Source organism: Nostoc sp., assembly GCF_036917935.1.
In the GTDB taxonomy this organism is placed as follows: domain Bacteria; phylum Cyanobacteriota; class Cyanobacteriia; order Cyanobacteriales; family Nostocaceae; genus Nostoc.
The window spans coordinates 1-15,703 of record NZ_JBALEL010000021.1 but is presented as its reverse complement, the minus strand read 5'-3'; the positions used below and the strand labels follow the sequence as shown (position 1 = coordinate 15,703).

Here is a 15,703-nt window from a genome sequence, read left to right as displayed (position 1 = left end):
CTATTCTTGAAAGGAAATTTTACCTTTTTTATAGTCGCAACAATGTACAGAAACCTCGTTTTTAGAACATCTTGTGTCTTCTAACGAATACTACTCAGATTATTGTATTAAATATTTAATTTATACGGAAGAGATGATTAGCGATCGCTTGTTTTTGACCAAACCTCACAAAATCGCATTGCTCCCGATAGCAATAGAGCCACCATTATTTCCACTAGCATCCACTAGCGCCTGTTGAGATAAATGAATGTCCTTATAAGAAGATACCCCTTCATATCCCAAAGTCCACCCTTGAGCAATTGGACTGAGGGTGATCACATCAGAGCCAACACTGCTCAGTTCAATCCTCCCTCCTTCTGCTGCCAAAGTCCTACCCTTTAAGGTGATATCACCCCCTACCAAAGCTAAAGTTTTACCTGGTTTTACGGAAAAACCAGTTAAGCCACTACCCCTAGTAATTGGTGAAAATAGTGTACTTGGAGCAGTTAGACCTTGACGTGTACCTTGTACTTGAATCGCACCTGAACTGTTCCCAAGTTGTAAGCCAACAGGAGAACTAACAGTCAACAAAGGTGTCTCTTGAGGATTAATGGCACTAAACTCACCACCATTAGAAAATTTGATACTATTTGCTGTAGTATCAATAAACGAGCCACCAATGTTTAAGCTTGCATTAGGCCCCAAAATAATTCCATTAGGGTTGAGCAGGAACAAGTTAGCTGTACCATTCGCTCGAATTAAACCATCAATGTTAGAGATAGATGTGCCCGTCACCCGACTAATAATATTCTGAATGTCTGAACTATTTTTGAAGTAAGCAGTACTCCCAGTTGGTAAAGAAAATTTTTCAAAGCTGTGGAAGAGGTTGTTTCCCACTTTGGTTCCTCCTTCAATCAAATTGGCATTTTCTTGATTGGTAACAAGGGAATTAGTAGGCAATGTGGTATCTGGTATAACTTGTGCCTGAACTGATGAAGAGGCTAGTAAGAAAAAGAAGGTGCTGCCTTGAATACTCCAGATTTGTATAGCACGCTGTTTCACTGAACACCCCTTTTTTATATTTGCGATTGGTGGGTGAATAAAATGCATCTGCTGCTCAGAGAAAAAAGTCTGGCTATTATTTGGATTGAGAAAATTATCAAGTCCAATTAGAGCAGAAAATTTGCTTAACCTAGTGCAGATGACACCAGGTTAGAGAAGAATGAATCTGCACCCTAAGTATGTATTTGGTCGCAGAGGATTTCACAACAACGCTTCTACTACTTGGTCAAAATGACGGCAATGTACCCGTTGGTGATATTCCTGCAAATTTTCGTTTGACGAGTGAGGGAAACCTGTCAATGTTGCCTTTTGGACATATGTCACAAATGGACGACGAAGACGCTCATACTTCTCGAAGGCTGTGGCTATAGCTTGCAAATCATCCCAGTTATTTTCGAGAGCGATGTTAGCAATAATCGTTGCAATAGCTAGTGCATCTTCAAGCCCTTGATTTGCTCCTTGAGCTGTGAACGGAGGCATTCCATGTGCTGCATCACCAACCAATACAACTCGCCCGCTACTCCAGGATGGCTGAAATTTGACAGGGTAGTCTTCAGTATTAATGTCAGTTTTGCTCTTGATTTGGATAAAATCTGAAATGGTAGCACGGTGAATGTAATATGGACGCTGCTGCATATTAGCAGGAGGAGAGATACGCACTAATTGCTTGAGTGTGTGAGGAAAGTCTGCCTTCTCTAACTCTTGTACAGCTAAATCAATCAAAGAACTTCCAGACTTCCCCTGTAATGAATCCAAAGGCAAAGCTAGAGTTATGATATACCCAATTTCACCGCTTCGTTTGCGAAATAACATCAACCTGGGTTTTTCTATCCAAGGTTGATCACTAAATATTTGATCATTACTGAGTGTTACAATTGATGACTCTTGAAAGAATTTATCTTGTAATTCTGTCCCCAGTTCACTTGGAATATCAACTATTTCCATACAAGATATTGCTGTAAATCCTGAATATTCTGGCTGTGCAAAATCACAATATGGACTATCTTTATAAAGAACTCTACGAATTGTAGAGTTAATCCCGTCTGCTGCAACGATTAACTTAGCTCGAAGCGATTTTGTTTCTAATTGTTGGGGGAGAATATTTGAACTCTCGAACTGTGTATCATTATGTTTATGTTCGTTTGTCCAATGAGCATAGGGGTTGGCTTCTATGCTTGTATCAGATACGCAATCTATTCGGACACACCGATTTTCTGGTTCATCCACAACATTGATACAACGGTGATTAGCCTGAACCCGCTCCTGGGGTAGTAGATGTCTTAAGGTTGTCTGCAAATCATACCAAGGAATTGACACTCGACCTTCCCCATAATCTTTAAACCAGTCGTCGAACCCAAGAGGTATTGACCGAATTAGCTGACCCTGGAAATTTTTGTAAACCCAGCTAGGAGATATTTTTGAAGGCTTTTGTTCCTGAGTTGTTTTGACAGTCTCCTCATCATTAGGTTGTTGTGGATTAAAGAACCTAACACTAGTTTTCCTGACCTCTTCGTAAGCGTTAGAATCTAAACATTTGAGAGCTTTTAATCCATTGGGGAGAATATCTAACCCATGACCAACGTGACGAAAGGTGCGAGTTTGATCAATGACTTGAACGTTTTCAATACCACGCTTACGTAGGCCAATAGCAGTTGCTAATCCAATAGGTCCAGCACCAACAATTACAACATCATATATTTCCATAAAACAAAATAAAGCCGAGTAAACACCAGACTAAATCTGACAGGGAACTTCAAACACTGTATCAGTGTATTAGCATATTAATACCAATCCCATAGGTTTTAATTCTAATAAATAAAAATAATTGTAAAATTTTCGTTATACAAAGGAAATATGATTTAAGTAATTTAGGTAAAAATTTTAGATTTTATTGTAAGAATTCAAACACATAAATTACTGGCTTGAAGAATTTTTGAGACTATTTCTGTTTAGTATTGGGCTACTAAAGACTTCCAATTATTAATTAATATTGATAAAGCAGCATTTAAGGGTAATCCTAACGCGTTTACAGCACTTCCGGTTGCTATGAGGTACGTTAAATCGAACTATCCTTTAATTGCCTGTCGAGCACCTCAACCATCTGTACTCCGTAATAGCCGGAAGTGCTGTAATGTGTTTTATATTTGGTAGTGTTTTAAGACTGCAAAATATAAAAAGCAACGAAAAACCCCAGCCTATTTGAAGGATGGGGGTATAAATAAAAAACTCTATTTTCATGATGACACAACTCAATATTGCTACGAGCCAATTTGTCCTGGAGGTAGCATAATGAACAAACTACCATCCAGACACAAGAAAGCTACCTCTGCGGCATCTGTTGAACCAAAGCCAGCCACCGACTCTACTCCCGAAAATATTTCTGCCCAACACAAGGCAGCCTCAGCAACCATTGAGGTTGTGGCTGTTGAAGTTCTAGAGTTGACCCCCGAAGAACAAAGCTTACGCTTGAACTTAGAACGCCGTGTAGAACGTGCATTTTTAGAAGCGGGTCAGGCGCTGATGGAGTTGCGCGATGGGCTTACGCCCCGCCGTAGGCGATCGCAGATTGTACCGTTCCACGCACCGGACTTTCGAGGAGTATTGCCGCGTTCGCCCTTGGCGTTGGCGAAGCCATCGCTTCAATTATAGTCGTGATGCAGCATACTTAAAGATTTCAGCTACTGTGGTTTATGAGAATCTTCAAAAGTTTTTGCCGACCAATACCAATGGTCGGCAAATTCCGATGCCGACAAATGAACGACAATTGCGCTTTTTGGCGAAAGCTGAGTTGGAACCGGCTGTGCAAGCAGATGTATGGCAGCAGGCAGTAGAGCAAGCTGGCAATAAGATTCCCTAGCGATCGCATAGTCAAAGATATAGTGGATAGGATACGCAAAAGGACGAAAGTACCCAATCCTCACCACGTTGGGGAAATATGCATTCTCTTGCCAAAGGATAACCTAGACTTGAGAGGTAAAGCGGGTTATTGGGGAGTAGTCAGCCATGTTGGGGAATACAGTTGTACAGTTCAAACCTGGGACGGCGACTACACCGTGAAGATTGAACACCTGAAGTTACTGGAACTGCAAGATGGAAGATTGCCAATTTATGCAGCAGCTATGTGTGAGGTTACAGCAGTTGCATCAAGTGGCCAGCCGTGACGAGGCTGTGGATTGGCTGTTGCAGGGGTTGGGTAAGCAAGCTAAACCGTATCTGTCATCCTTGCAGGCAAAGCTGCTGGCGGCTGTTGAGAGAGAATACAACCTGGTTTGGAAGCAGCAGAAGTGACGATACAGCTAGTAAACAATAGGTTAAATGCAACAAATACACAATGCAACAGTGCAATAAATAACTCGTTGTATGAAAGCGGTAAGCGAACGCTTCAGTTTCAAGCTGTTATTGTACGAACTACTAAGCGGCGAAAACACTTGCGCCACTTGTGCTGAACGGATTATTCCCGGCTCATTGAACGGATGGCTTAACGTGTATAAAAACAACAAGAATAGTAGATGATAATCATGCCTTGGAACCTAAAGCAATTATCCCAGTAATGCAAATCCAAGGGTCTACTTATCTCATTTCAGTAAATTCACTGCAACAGTATTTCTCTAGAAAGGTACATAAAAGTATAAGTTAACTTTCAGGAAAATTACGATGAATTTTACAGAGTCTCTCAAAAATGAGCTAATTTGTTCAGGTATAATTGACCAAACTTTAAAGGTAGGAGATATTATTCCTAATTTCATTCTACCTAATGCTTTCAGCAAAGCAGTAGAATTACAAAAACTACTAGTTAGTGGGCCTGTAGTTATTTCCTTTTTTCGAGGTTATTGGTGTCCTTTCTGTAACTTGGAACTAGCAGGACTCCAACAAGCATTACCTGCAATTAAAACATTAGGAGCATCAATAATTGCTATTTCACCTCAAACTACTCGTCATACCATATCAACTGTACAAAAACATGAACTAACTTATGAAGTATTGAGCGATCGCAGCAATATGATTGCTCGTCAATTTGGAATTGTGTTTCAAATCCCGGAGTATCTAAGACCTATATTAGACTCAAAGGGTCATGTGTTACCTAGATACAATGGAGATGAGTCTTTTGAACTACCTATTCCAGCTACATTTGTAGTTGATCGAGACGGAAAAATCGTTTATGCTTTTGTTGATGCAGATTACACTAAACGGTTAGACCCAATTGAAATAGTGAGTATTCTACGAAATATTCCTATAGTTAGCAAAAGCTAGTACAGCACGGCGTAGATAAACCACCCATTCCAAAAGCAATGAAACGCTTACGCTGCATTCATTTTTAATTTTTAACAAACTTCGGCGGGTTTAAGTCCCCGGCTTCTAACAAGCCGTAAGTTTTGTGGCGGGGTCTAAATCCCCGTTACAAAACTGTACTTCCTCTCTTCGTAGCGGTAGCGAGTCCGACTTCCGACTTCCGACTTCCGACTTCCGACTTCCGACTTCCGACTTCCGACTTCCGACTTCCGACTTCCGACTTCTTTAATTCTGCCCTGTAGTAGTAGTATATTAATTTTAGATTTCACTATTTTTTCCAATTCTTAGATAATATTCAGCTTTATATCATACTCGTATCAGAATAATCTGTAATTCTAATAAATCAGGTAGCTTTGAGAAAATATTTCCTTCTCAAGTATCTATCTGATTTGATGATTTTTATTTAGAATTATCACAAAAGAGTTGTCAAAGATATGCAAAACGCTAATCTACAAAAAGCGACATTTGGAGCAGGCTGTTTCTGGGGAGTTGAAGCAGCATTTCGTCAAGTAAAAGGAGTAACTTCTACAGCAGTTGGTTACAGTGGCGGACACTTTGATAATCCAACCTACGAAGATGTCTGTAGAGGAAAAACTGGACATGCTGAGGTAGTGGAAGTGGAATACGATCCGGCAATAGTATCTTATGATGAACTGCTAAATGTGTTTTGGAGTAAGCACAATCCCACAGCATCAAACCATCAGGAGCTAGATGTTGGTTATCAATATTGGTCAGTGATATTTTTCCACACACCAGAGCAGGAATTATTAGCAAGAGCATCCAAGGAGCAACTTGAGAATAGTTCTCGTTATCAGAAAAATCCAATTGTGACAGAGATTGTAGCTGCACCGCAATTCTATAGAGCGGAAGAGTATCATCAGCAATATCTGGAGAAGCATGGACGAGCATCTTACAGGATAGGCTAATCAGGGGGATGTTAAAAGTCGAATGCTATAAATCCCCTTACTTGCTATACATATCAGGGAACTTTGCTTGAAGTTTAGCCAGCTTCGGCAAGTCATTCACTACCACATAGCGATCGCTCGGATGATGCACTATATAATTCTGATGGTATGCCGCCGCCTGATAAAAACCTTTCAAAGGATCTAATTCCGTCACAATTGGCTTATCGAAGATTCGCGATTTGTTGAGTTGAGCAATATATTTTTGTGCAGCTTGTTTCTGCTCATCGTTAGCAAAAAAGATCGCCGAACGATATTGCTTACCTGAGTCGGGGCCTTGTCGATTCAACTCTGTCGGGTCATGGGCTACCAAAAAGTAGACTTTGAGAAGCTGATTATATGATATTTTTGATGGATCGTAAGTGATTTTTACGGATTCAGCATGATTAGTTAATCCAGCACTAACAATCGCGTAGTCTGCGGTTTTTGCATCGCCTCCAGAAAAGCCAGAAACGACATCAGAAACACCTAATAGATGCTCAAAAACTGCTTCCATTCCCCAGTAGCACCCACCAGCGAAAACCGCTACTTGCTTTCCCTTCGGTGCAGCAGTCGAAATATCAGTGGCGGGAGCAGGGAGTATCACACGAGATGCACCGTATAGGAGTACAATAGTCAGCGAAAAGATGGACAAGTTGCGTAATAACTGGCGGGAGAGAGTAAAGTTATGAATTGACATGAGGTTGTGAACTCTTTTATTTAATAGACGAAGAACCGAGTTTATTCAGCTATTTTGTCATTAGATAGCAATCTTCAAATCCAACTCGGCGATAAAAACTTTCGGCAGAAGTATTTTTCCGCTTAGAGATATTCATGAGTTGTAACCTGACGTTGGCATAATATTAAACCGAACCAACCTTGAGGATCTGACCAGATTTGTAATGGCTGGAGTGCATGATTCTCTAAAACAGAAACTAAACTTGGTAGATGAAACTTGCGGGATATTTCGGTACGAATTGTTTCCCCAGACTGGAGATAAACCTGATAATCCAAAGCTTCTAAGACTGCGGTTTGATTTTTGAGACTTTGTAGATGCATTTCATTGGGGCTGTAGTCTTCGCGTACTGTTCCCCACTGGCGATCGCTTAAATATGGCCCCCATTTACGCCAATGTGCTATGTGATTTTGAGCTTCTGCCAATCTGATTTTTACTTGGGTTGGAGTTGTCATCATCTCACCCTCTGCATATCTGCACTTTATTTTAATTAATTTGCTATATTGAGTATCACATTTTTATCAAAGATGGGGCTGATATTTTGATTAAAATTTGCTAGGTGAATTGATAAATAAAAATCTAGGATAAACTCAGGAAAAATTTATATTAATTTTGATGAAACGAATGGGTATTGGTCTAATTTCTGAAGCAGCTAGAGCATTTAAGTATTTTCGCCTCGAAACTATCCAATCAAATGGGTTGATAATGTTCTTTTACCCTGCGGTAAGGCTGCGCCTACGTTCCTCAAACCAACTTACTCCTTCAAAATTAAGGAATTACTTGATTTTCATCACAAAGAGAGAGGATCTGATTTACAAAAGCTTTTAGTTCTGGACAAGACTGAATAACAATCATAAGATCATTGTCCTTCAAAATCTTTGTCCCATGAATAGGCTTGTCATAATCTTGGCGTCCTCCTGATTTGAAAATTTCCTTGAGCCAGTATGAAGGAGGTTTTTGGTGATTCACAGTTTCAGGAGAACCACTAGGAGCAGAGCGATTATGTTTTGCTAAGGATTGGATAGTTTTCCAATACGGAAGAAGCCATGCTTCAAAGTCATGTAGTGCTGTGTGTGGATAAAACCTGGGGTTGTTACCAACCCACTGCATCATTTGGGCTTTAGCATCAGCCGCATCTTGAAAATCGTTAGTTCCTGTATAAACGTCTATCAGCGCAATTACAGCATCATAACCATTATTGCCAGTTAGTAAATTTTCAACTACACGCCTAAGTTTTTCTTCTTTAGGAATTCGACCATGTTGTGGAATAAACTTCAGTTTTGGCATTTGTTGCCCTAAACGAGTTTGGAGAAACTGACGCAGTTTTTCTTTAAAAGCTACCTCAGTAGCCCCCTCAACTAAAATAGCAATCTTCATGGACGCCCACCCATCAAATTCATTCCCCAAAGTTGATCAAGGGTGTAATCTGCCAACCACTTATCCAGATCAAGAGTGTCAGCCCAAGTCATCTTTGCCTCACCTTCTTCAAGGTCACAAATTAGAACCTCATTTGGTTTAACAAATCTAATCAGCCGGTCTGAATGCGTTGCTACTATAAGCTGCGTGTGTTTTGAAGCCTCTCTCATTAAATATGCTAAATGTCTCAAAAGTTCAGGATGTAAGCTGACTTCTGGCTCATCTAGCAGAGTGATTGTTGTTAAGCTTTGGCTTTGCAGAAGAGTAACTAACCAAAGAAAGCGCAGTGTCCCCTCTGATAGCTCATGTACATATATAGGCTGAGAAAAATTTCTATCTGTCCAAGTCATGGAAATAGTTCCTGCGGCAACTGGAGGAAAGTTTAACCTCTCAAAATCTGGAAATGCTGTAGAAATAACATTTTCAACCATTTCAAAGCGATCTCTATCACTTTCTCGAAGATCATAGAGACAGGAAACTAAATCTTCACCACTTGCACCAGGTAGCTTCGCGGGACGCATTTGTTGAGGTAAGCGAATTGGACTTTTCTGCGAAACATCAAGTGCCCCGTAATAAGTACAAGAAGCAAGGCTTTTTCTCAAGTTTTCAGGCTCACGATACATCTTAGGAACTTGGGAAAGCGATGTTTCAAGATAATTATGTTCCCAGTTTGGTCTTAAAAGTCCACTACCTTCCTGAAAATATGTAATATCTAAGCTATGCGATTCAATATACTTAAATGGCTCAGGTTTAATAGGATTTCTCTGCTGCGTTAAAGTTTCATTTCTAATTTCATAAGATAAGCCTTTAGGGGACAATGTTAAACCATATTTCAAAGGTTTTTCTTCTGGCACTTTCATTGAAAGTGAGATTTCAAGTTCCTGCGCTTTGCCTCTAGTTAAAATTTCGTTTAAACCACCTTTCAACTGTAATGTCTCTTGTAACTTGCCATTGGCTGAAGCGGCTAGTGTTGAAAGAACATCTAAAAAAGAGGTTTTTCCTGCCCCATTCGCACCAATCATCACGATTAGATCCCTCATCTCAAGATTGACTTGCCAAAGACGGCGAAAACCTCTTACCGATATGTTTTCAAATCTATCCATACAGTTAACGACTATAATTGAGAATAGTTAAACTTGCTTAAGAATTAAGATTCAAGCAATCCTCAGTATATCTCCAAAAAGCTTGAGCAAACCATATAAATGGAGAAACACCTCTATGCAATTCAGGTTTCAAGTTGAGGTGCTATAACAACCCCATTACAGGAGATACAGCACTTCCGCTTGCTATGAGGTACGCACACAGTCTCAAAAGTTAGGATAGAAAAGGGATATGGGTAAAATTATGCTTCATAATAGCCGGAAGTGCTGTAGTCTACTAAAAACGGCTGATTGCTGGACTTTTGCCTAAGCAAAGAAAATTTTGCCTGCTAATCTCTTAGCGATTTTAAAAGTAAAGCTCTAACCCGTTTTGAGTATATAAAGCTCCTGGTACTGAGTTGACGTAAATCTGCTGTGGCTAAACGCAACCTTTAAACCAATTTGTTTAAAAAATAAAAGGACTTTTGATGAAATTTATCTTTTAAACTTTTCGATTTGCTGCTGAAAGTAGTCTCGCCAACCTGTACGTAAAGCCTCCACTTGTATGGCGCGGTGTAACAGTTCTAAGTCGTGTATTTCCCGTGCATAAAGTCGGGTGATGTCAGCAACAGTGACATTGTTTAAGTCTCGACTAATTAACGACAAAGTATCACCATTTCCGACTTTACCTTCTTGCAACACCGAAAAGTAGAACCCCGTTAGGCGGCTATCTAAAAACTGTTTAACTATATCAGCCCGTCCAAACTTGATTAAGAGTTTATGACAAGGCATTCGAGGTTGAGTCACCATTACCTCCGCGCTACCGATTTGGAAGCGAGAGCGCTATCGCGCACACTTCGTGAACGCCAATATTAACCTCATCTTCTAACAGCCCAACTGTAGTAAGGTTTTCACCAAACATTCCCCAGGGGAAATCCATATCAGGTAACTTGCGCCGCCAATAGTCGTAATCCTCGAATGGATAAGCATAAACTGCTTTGTCTTTCCCCCCGTGAACACTCAAATCAGCTTGTCTATCCCCGTCTAAGTTGAGCGTTCGCATCATCACCCGTCCCCCAACTGGTTCTTTAAAAATCCCAGTTGTAACTGTTTTGCCCTTCCAAAGTACTTCACGGGGAAGTTCTACGTTGACTGAGATAACTTGCACAATTTCATATCTCCTCTAATAAAATTTTGTACCGATATTAAGTCTGATAGATAACATGCTTGATATTACTTGATTATCAGAGGATTTTATTAAATATCCAACACCAATTTTGCCGTTCCAGGTTGAGAAATACAAATCAACACCGAACCCTTATCAGTTCTTGCAGTTGGTTCTTCTTGGTAAGCAACTACACCTTCGCGGATTTTACACATACAAGTACCGCAAACACCTACACGACAACTAAAAGGTGGATTAATATCATTGGCTTCGGCAAATTCTAGGATAGTGCCATCACTAGGTTGCCATGTCAAAGTTTTGCCAGATTTTGCAAAGACAATTTCTGCAAATTTCTCATCTCCAGTTGCCGTTTGAGTTTGTTTCTAAGACACACTTTTCATCGGTTTACCGAAAGATTCAAAGAATACTCTACTGTCAGGTACTCCCGATTCCTTCAATCCTTGTATTATGGACTGCATAAAAGATGGAGAACCACACAAAAAATACTCAGCTTCTTGTCGTACTAACTCTTGAATCAGAGCAGCATCAACATAACCAACACTCTGGTATTTACCTGTATCTTCAGGTGTAGAACGACTATAGCGAAAATGCACATTCAGATTAGGATTTTGCCCTGCTAACTCCGTCACTTCATCTCGAAAAGCATGAAAATTTCCGTCTCTAGCACCATGTACAAACCAAATAGGATGAGTAGGATTAACAAGGGTACAAGCCTTCACCATACTAATCATTGGCGTAATTCCCACACCATTGCTAATCAACACTGTGGGGATAGACTTCTGCATATCCAAAACAAATTTACCGTTTGGTGGTTTTGCTAGAATTACTGAACCTTCCTGAATGCGAGCGTGCATAAAATTAGATGCTATACCTGGCATGACATCTAATCCGTTTGGTGCAGGTTCGCCCTTAATTGAGAGACGATAGTATTCACATTTTTCAGAATAATCTGAAAGCGAGTAAGTACGAACTATAGGCTTATCCTGTCCAGGTATATCAAGTTTGATGGTTAAAAATTGACCTGGTTGAAAGTTAGGAATTTCCTCTTTATCTTCAAATTTTAAATAAAAAGAGATAATTTCTTCGCTCTCTTTCACCTTACTAACAACAAGAAAATTTCGCCAATCTTGCCAAACATGACTATCTGATGCTTTGAGGTTTAGAGTAGATTTGTTTCGACTTGCTTTGCTTGTATAAACTAAACCAAAGATTGCATCACTAGCTGTTCAAAACAGTGAGGAATAGACACCAAATTGATAGGCAGATTTATCTTTGGCATTGGTTACTCCAATTACAACAGCAGCAGATAAGGTGATTACTGAACCAACTGTAGCTGCTGCGGCTATACTTCTGACTAATGGATTCTTAATTCTTCCCAGACTTTCTAGCATCGTTGTCTCCTGTCTAATACTTTTAGTGATGTTGGACTATATCTGTGAAGATTCAGCAGGTGGAGGAATAATTTCAAGACTATAGGCTGGGTTCATGCTCGTACCTGACAATGGTGCTTCTACCGTGATGTAAGTTGCAATCATTACTCCTGCAAATATGCCTGTAAATGGTGCTACTTTAGGGGTATTGGATGCAAACAAAATCATCAGCATCATTCCAAAAGAAATCACCAGTTCAGCCAAAAATGCCACACCTGCCCCACCCGCACCAGGAGTTGTGACAATATAATTTATAGATGGATTGGTAACTGCATCTCTAAACACCACTACAGCAAACAGCAATCCTAGTAATCCACCTATAAAGTGAGCCAGGATGTAAAAAATAACATCCCACGGTTGAATTTTGCCGAGACGAAAGAAAGTGAAGTGACAATCGGATTGAGATGTGCACCTGATTGTTTACCCCAAGGAGAATAAATAATACAAATAGCGATTAATCCCATCGCCACACCAATGATAAACCGTCGTAAAAGTGGGTCAGAAATTGCTTGTGGAATTGGTGAAGCTGGATGTTCTAACAAGGTAGTCACCACCACCGCAGAAATCAGAAATATCCCCAGTCCCGCAGCTTCCATTAAATATTCTGGATAATGTTTCCGTAGTGTCTGCATCATACATAAGAACTTAACTAACTGGGGTAGCTTTCACTATTAGCGAAGCGATCGCATTAATTGAATTATTCGCACAGATTTACTGAATATTAAAAAGGAAAGGATACTTAAAACCATTTGAAGTCTTCGGTGGACAGTTATTAGTTACCTTAGATGGAAGCGAATATTTTTCATCTCAATCGATCCACTGCTGGCTGGAACTTCAGCCAAGATTAGCGCTGCCACCGACAAGACTTGCGCCCTCAGAAGCAGGTGGGTGATAAGTCATAGACTGTAATCCTAAACGACCAGGGCCAATAAAACGGTTGAGAGTGAATGAAATACCGCCAAGCATTACCCCAATTGCTCCGAAGATGCCGCCACTGGATTGTAAGGCTGTCACTGTCTCCATTTTCACCGATGAATCTTTCCATAGCCATGCTCCAGGTTCTACATCAAGCACTTCTCCAGGAGCGAGGTATTTTTCAAAAACATTACCGTAACCGTGGATTAAAAGCAACCCTCCTTGTTGTTGACCAATAAAGCGGTCAATAAAGAAACCACCACTGCGACTAAAAAAGAGGTTTGCCAGCCCTCGCTGGAAAAAGAAACTATACTCAATATTACTGGTAGCGAGTAAGAACTGATGTTCGCGGACATCAACTGTCTGTCCACGCTCCAATCGTAGTACTACAATCTGTCCAGGTGCCTCGCGGGAGAAAGCGATATTTCCTGGCCCATGTGCTTCACTGATAAAAATTTGTAGCCCAGCAAAAAAACGTTTGGCAGCCCCTTTCAAGCCTTTGACACCAAGGCGAACATTCGGGTGCTTCCATAGGAGAATATGATGTTCAAAGTAAATCGATTGCTGTTGCCCTAAATGAACATCTACTACAGGCACTACTTCTCCTTGGATTCTTAAGCTTAAGTCACCGGAATGAAAGGTTTCTTGGGGATTTCTCAATTCCGGGGTCGGTTCGCTACTGAAATCTGGCATAGTATTAGATGGTAAATAGTTTTTGGATAGATCAGTTGGCTGACAAAAAGCAATGTCATTAACAGGATTGCCGCAGGCACTACAGAACTTGTTACCTAAAGGGTATTGATGATTGCAATCGGGGCAGAGTTTTGTCATTACTCGTATGCTAACCGGGAATTATCTGATTACCTTATTTTTAGCAGTTGCAAAGGTAATTCATTGCTGTCAAGTAACAAGTTCTGACAGCATTAAAACAGTTAGTCCACTTTGATAAGAAGGCATTTGGGCAGAGGAAAAAGAGTATTTTCGGCACAAACCCCGCTCTTCATCTGGGAAATCGCCTACTTTACCGTTCCACGCACCCTACCTTTGAGGAATACTGCCGAGATTGCTTTGGACAGAGGAGGACTTTATTCATTTTGCTGCAACGCACTGTTCAGATTGACTATAATCTAAGCTTGTTGCTCCTAACTCAATGTCGCTTAAATCTCTTCTACTACCCAAACACCAATCGCTCGTACTACTTAGCATGTTATTACCCAAATATTCCGACTGTTATAAAAATCTCCACGTTGCTCCAAAGTAAAACCACCAAGTAACAATCCTAACCAAACCTCCACCATCGGCATCTTCAATCCCTGTTGCAGTTTAGCCAAAGAAATTTCATCTTTGACATTCATCAGGTAGTTAGCGATGGCGCTGTGCCATTTTTCGACATCTTCATCACCCGCCAAGCGATGAACATCTTCTACAGTTTTGACGGATTCTAGCATTGCGAAGATATTCTCTTTCTGAACAGGGGCTGCGACTGAATCAGTGCTAGTAGCAGTTTGAGTAAAATGGTGTGAACCATGTAGTCTAAAAGTTTGCGGTATTATCTCTTCGATCAAATCATCCAAATCAAGCTGCATTGTTGTCGGCACTAATCCAGCAAAGATACCAGTACTAATAATTGGCCCATCAGTATCGTTTTGAGCGCGTACATCTTGCAATATTGACTCAGCACGGGATTTGAGAATATCTGCGATTTGATAAAAGGCTTCTGCTGCGGTAGATAATTGTGCTTCTGTTGATAAATTCTCAAGCTCAGTATCCAAACATTCCCACACTGGAGCTAATGTTGATGTCGGCGGAGCAACTGACATCTCATCTAGTACATCCCAGATTGTTAATTGGCGATAGGTAGCCATAGCTCTGCACCTAAAGCGTGTAATGGTTTATCGCCTGATTCTTTATACAAGTACAACACAGCGAAATATGTTGCTGGTGGGTCAATGGCGATCGCATCCAGTTGCATAGAATTATCATCGGTTCGACGGTGATAGAAGGAACGACGATTATGGCAAACTTTAGGATTCCAGCATCCATCCCCATTTGTCCCATGCAGCACCTTGGCTTTAGCTGTTGGTAACTTGGCACATAACTGGCATTTGGGATCGAGTGGCTTTGGCATATCTACTCTGCTTCCTCTTCACCAATCGCGCGATAGTAAGCAGCGACCGCTGCTTCTTGTTCACTACGAAGCGTATACCGCCGAAACGCTTTCTCGCTTTGATGTCCTGTCAGCTTCCGCGCATGGCTGGGGTCAACACCCAATAGCAATAGGTCAGTAGCATAAGTATGCCGAAAGGAGTGAGGATGTAAATCAACAATATGAGCTAGTTCACCGATTTTTTCCACAGCGAAGTAAATGCCGTGATAACTCAAGCGTTCACCCTTATATGAAGCATGGTGTGAAATCATCAGTGGGCTGAGGCTAGTCAACACCTCTATTTGGTGTTCTCGCGATCGCAAATATTGTGTTAAAACTTCTCGACTCTCTTTTTTTAGTGGAACTAAGCGTGGTTCATTGGTTTTGGTATCGGGTAAAAACAGTAGCTTGCCATCAAAGGACCCAACATCAGTAAACCAAAAAGTTTTTCCCCAAAGAGCGATCGCTAAAAAATTGGTAGTTTATAATACTAGTAAATACGGAATCCTCTAACCAGCAGACA

The 15,703-nt window shown here is 40.7% G+C and carries 22 protein-coding genes and 2 pseudogenes; 6 read left to right on the top strand and 18 right to left on the bottom strand.

The window, feature by feature from the left end:
* Positions 1 to 165: 165 nt before the first annotated feature.
* Positions 166 to 1,041: a filamentous hemagglutinin N-terminal domain-containing protein gene (locus V7K62_RS09450; RefSeq protein ID WP_334863679.1), complete on the bottom strand. Its 876-nt coding sequence runs from the start codon at positions 1,039 to 1,041 to the stop codon at positions 166 to 168.
* 201 nt (positions 1,042 to 1,242) lie between these two features.
* Positions 1,243 to 2,745 (bottom strand): FAD-dependent oxidoreductase, encoded by a 1,503-nt coding sequence (locus V7K62_RS09445; protein ID WP_334863678.1) that lies wholly within the window; start codon positions 2,743 to 2,745, stop codon positions 1,243 to 1,245.
* A gap of 585 nt (positions 2,746 to 3,330) precedes the next feature.
* On the opposite strand from V7K62_RS09445, the gene V7K62_RS09440 reads away from it, so the two are divergent.
* The 5 genes from V7K62_RS09440 (at position 3,331) to V7K62_RS09420 (ending at position 5,292) form a co-directional block, all read left to right on the top strand.
* A complete protein-coding gene (locus V7K62_RS09440; RefSeq protein ID WP_334863677.1) occupies positions 3,331 to 3,690 on the top strand; it encodes a hypothetical protein in 360 nt (119 codons plus the stop codon).
* A 61-nt stretch (positions 3,691 to 3,751) separates the two neighbouring features.
* Positions 3,752 to 3,898: a hypothetical protein gene (locus tag V7K62_RS09435; RefSeq protein ID WP_334863676.1), complete on the top strand. Its 147-nt coding sequence runs from the start codon at positions 3,752 to 3,754 to the stop codon at positions 3,896 to 3,898.
* Positions 3,899 to 3,986: 88 nt separating this feature from the next.
* Positions 3,987 to 4,202 carry a hypothetical protein gene (locus V7K62_RS09430; protein ID WP_334863675.1) on the top strand — a complete coding sequence of 72 codons (216 nt, stop codon included), beginning with the start codon at positions 3,987 to 3,989 and terminating at the stop codon, positions 4,200 to 4,202.
* Complete coding sequence (locus V7K62_RS09425; protein WP_334863673.1) at positions 4,189 to 4,329, top strand: hypothetical protein; 141 nt, start codon at positions 4,189 to 4,191, stop codon at positions 4,327 to 4,329. The genes V7K62_RS09430 and V7K62_RS09425 overlap by 14 nt, the downstream gene beginning before the upstream one ends.
* Before the next feature lie 366 nt (positions 4,330 to 4,695).
* On the top strand, positions 4,696 to 5,292 hold the full coding sequence (locus tag V7K62_RS09420) for a peroxiredoxin-like family protein (protein ID WP_334863672.1): 597 nt from the start codon (positions 4,696 to 4,698) through the stop codon (positions 5,290 to 5,292).
* Between the two features lie 134 nt (positions 5,293 to 5,426).
* Here the strand turns inward: V7K62_RS09420 and V7K62_RS09415 are convergent, their stop codons facing one another.
* A complete protein-coding gene (locus tag V7K62_RS09415) occupies positions 5,427 to 5,600 on the bottom strand; it encodes a hypothetical protein (protein WP_334863671.1) in 174 nt (57 codons plus the stop codon).
* Between the two features lie 165 nt (positions 5,601 to 5,765).
* On the opposite strand from V7K62_RS09415, the gene msrA (V7K62_RS09410) reads away from it, so the two are divergent.
* The gene (gene msrA / locus V7K62_RS09410) at positions 5,766 to 6,257 is read left to right on the top strand and encodes a peptide-methionine (S)-S-oxide reductase MsrA (RefSeq protein ID WP_334863670.1); all 492 of its coding nucleotides are present in this window, start codon (positions 5,766 to 5,768) and stop codon (positions 6,255 to 6,257) included.
* A gap of 37 nt (positions 6,258 to 6,294) precedes the next feature.
* Here msrA (V7K62_RS09410) and msrA (V7K62_RS09405) read toward each other — a convergent pair whose 3' ends face one another.
* The 15 genes and pseudogenes from msrA (V7K62_RS09405) to V7K62_RS09335 form a co-directional block, all read right to left on the bottom strand.
* Positions 6,295 to 6,972, bottom strand: coding sequence for a peptide-methionine (S)-S-oxide reductase MsrA (gene msrA / locus V7K62_RS09405; RefSeq protein WP_334863669.1), 678 nt, complete (start codon positions 6,970 to 6,972; stop codon positions 6,295 to 6,297).
* Between the two features lie 122 nt (positions 6,973 to 7,094).
* Positions 7,095 to 7,463: an L-histidine N(alpha)-methyltransferase gene (locus tag V7K62_RS09400; RefSeq protein WP_442937245.1), complete on the bottom strand. Its 369-nt coding sequence runs from the start codon at positions 7,461 to 7,463 to the stop codon at positions 7,095 to 7,097.
* 313 nt (positions 7,464 to 7,776) lie between these two features.
* Positions 7,777 to 8,385: a DUF4276 family protein gene (locus V7K62_RS09395; RefSeq protein WP_334863667.1), complete on the bottom strand. Its 609-nt coding sequence runs from the start codon at positions 8,383 to 8,385 to the stop codon at positions 7,777 to 7,779.
* Positions 8,382 to 9,527 carry an AAA family ATPase gene (locus V7K62_RS09390; protein ID WP_334863666.1) on the bottom strand — a complete coding sequence of 382 codons (1,146 nt, stop codon included), beginning with the start codon at positions 9,525 to 9,527 and terminating at the stop codon, positions 8,382 to 8,384. Before V7K62_RS09390 ends, V7K62_RS09395 begins: the two co-directional genes overlap by 4 nt.
* Positions 9,528 to 9,998: 471 nt before the next feature.
* Positions 9,999 to 10,313 carry a 3-alpha domain-containing protein gene (locus V7K62_RS09385; protein WP_334863665.1) on the bottom strand — a complete coding sequence of 105 codons (315 nt, stop codon included), beginning with the start codon at positions 10,311 to 10,313 and terminating at the stop codon, positions 9,999 to 10,001.
* 10 nt (positions 10,314 to 10,323) lie between these two features.
* A complete protein-coding gene (locus tag V7K62_RS09380) occupies positions 10,324 to 10,671 on the bottom strand; it encodes an MOSC domain-containing protein (protein WP_334863664.1) in 348 nt (115 codons plus the stop codon).
* Positions 10,672 to 10,760: 89 nt separating this feature from the next.
* Positions 10,761 to 10,982 (bottom strand): 2Fe-2S iron-sulfur cluster-binding protein, encoded by a 222-nt coding sequence (locus V7K62_RS09375; RefSeq protein ID WP_334863663.1) that lies wholly within the window; start codon positions 10,980 to 10,982, stop codon positions 10,761 to 10,763.
* 69 nt (positions 10,983 to 11,051) lie between these two features.
* Positions 11,052 to 11,786 (bottom strand): FAD-binding oxidoreductase, encoded by a 735-nt coding sequence (locus tag V7K62_RS09370; protein WP_334863662.1) that lies wholly within the window; start codon positions 11,784 to 11,786, stop codon positions 11,052 to 11,054.
* A 129-nt stretch (positions 11,787 to 11,915) separates the two neighbouring features.
* A complete protein-coding gene (locus V7K62_RS09365) occupies positions 11,916 to 12,080 on the bottom strand; it encodes a hypothetical protein (RefSeq protein WP_334863661.1) in 165 nt (54 codons plus the stop codon).
* 36 nt (positions 12,081 to 12,116) lie between these two features.
* Entirely contained in the window at positions 12,117 to 12,452 is a 336-nt protein-coding gene (locus V7K62_RS09360; protein WP_334863680.1) for an aquaporin, read from the bottom strand.
* Positions 12,437 to 12,754, bottom strand: coding sequence for a hypothetical protein (locus V7K62_RS09355; RefSeq protein WP_334863660.1), 318 nt, complete (start codon positions 12,752 to 12,754; stop codon positions 12,437 to 12,439). Before V7K62_RS09355 ends, V7K62_RS09360 begins: the two co-directional genes overlap by 16 nt.
* Positions 12,755 to 12,953: 199 nt before the next feature.
* Entirely contained in the window at positions 12,954 to 13,865 is a 912-nt protein-coding gene (locus tag V7K62_RS09350) for an AIM24 family protein (protein WP_334863659.1), read from the bottom strand.
* A 368-nt stretch (positions 13,866 to 14,233) separates the two neighbouring features.
* Positions 14,234 to 14,899 carry a hypothetical protein gene (locus V7K62_RS09345; RefSeq protein WP_334863658.1) on the bottom strand — a complete coding sequence of 222 codons (666 nt, stop codon included), beginning with the start codon at positions 14,897 to 14,899 and terminating at the stop codon, positions 14,234 to 14,236.
* Positions 14,893 to 15,162 (bottom strand): annotated as a pseudogene (locus V7K62_RS09340) (hypothetical protein); the annotation flags it as partial. The gene V7K62_RS09345 and the pseudogene V7K62_RS09340, both read right to left, overlap by 7 nt.
* Positions 15,163 to 15,164: 2 nt before the next feature.
* Positions 15,165 to 15,611: pseudogene (locus V7K62_RS09335) on the bottom strand (site-specific integrase); the annotation flags it as partial.
* Positions 15,612 to 15,703 lie beyond the last annotated feature (92 nt).

Bases quoted from the DNA above. Each gene is read 5' to 3' on its own strand.
- V7K62_RS09365 (WP_334863661.1), bottom strand. From the start codon at position 12,080: ATGCTAGAAAGTCTGGGAAGAATTAAGAATCCATTAGTCAGAAGTATA.
- msrA (WP_334863669.1), bottom strand. From the start codon at position 6,972: ATGTCAATTCATAACTTTACTCTCTCCCGCCAGTTATTACGCAACTTG.
- msrA (WP_334863670.1), top strand. From the start codon at position 5,766: ATGCAAAACGCTAATCTACAAAAAGCGACATTTGGAGCAGGCTGTTTC.
- V7K62_RS09400 (WP_442937245.1), bottom strand. From the start codon at position 7,463: ATGACAACTCCAACCCAAGTAAAAATCAGATTGGCAGAAGCTCAAAAT.
- V7K62_RS09445 (WP_334863678.1), bottom strand. From the start codon at position 2,745: ATGGAAATATATGATGTTGTAATTGTTGGTGCTGGACCTATTGGATTA.
- V7K62_RS09345 (WP_334863658.1), bottom strand. From the start codon at position 14,899: ATGGCTACCTATCGCCAATTAACAATCTGGGATGTACTAGATGAGATG.
- V7K62_RS09390 (WP_334863666.1), bottom strand. From the start codon at position 9,527: ATGGATAGATTTGAAAACATATCGGTAAGAGGTTTTCGCCGTCTTTGG.
- V7K62_RS09355 (WP_334863660.1), bottom strand. From the start codon at position 12,754: ATGATGCAGACACTACGGAAACATTATCCAGAATATTTAATGGAAGCT.
- V7K62_RS09440 (WP_334863677.1), top strand. From the start codon at position 3,331: ATGAACAAACTACCATCCAGACACAAGAAAGCTACCTCTGCGGCATCT.
- V7K62_RS09395 (WP_334863667.1), bottom strand. From the start codon at position 8,385: ATGAAGATTGCTATTTTAGTTGAGGGGGCTACTGAGGTAGCTTTTAAA.
- V7K62_RS09385 (WP_334863665.1), bottom strand. From the start codon at position 10,313: ATGGTGACTCAACCTCGAATGCCTTGTCATAAACTCTTAATCAAGTTT.
- V7K62_RS09350 (WP_334863659.1), bottom strand. From the start codon at position 13,865: ATGACAAAACTCTGCCCCGATTGCAATCATCAATACCCTTTAGGTAAC.
- V7K62_RS09420 (WP_334863672.1), top strand. From the start codon at position 4,696: ATGAATTTTACAGAGTCTCTCAAAAATGAGCTAATTTGTTCAGGTATA.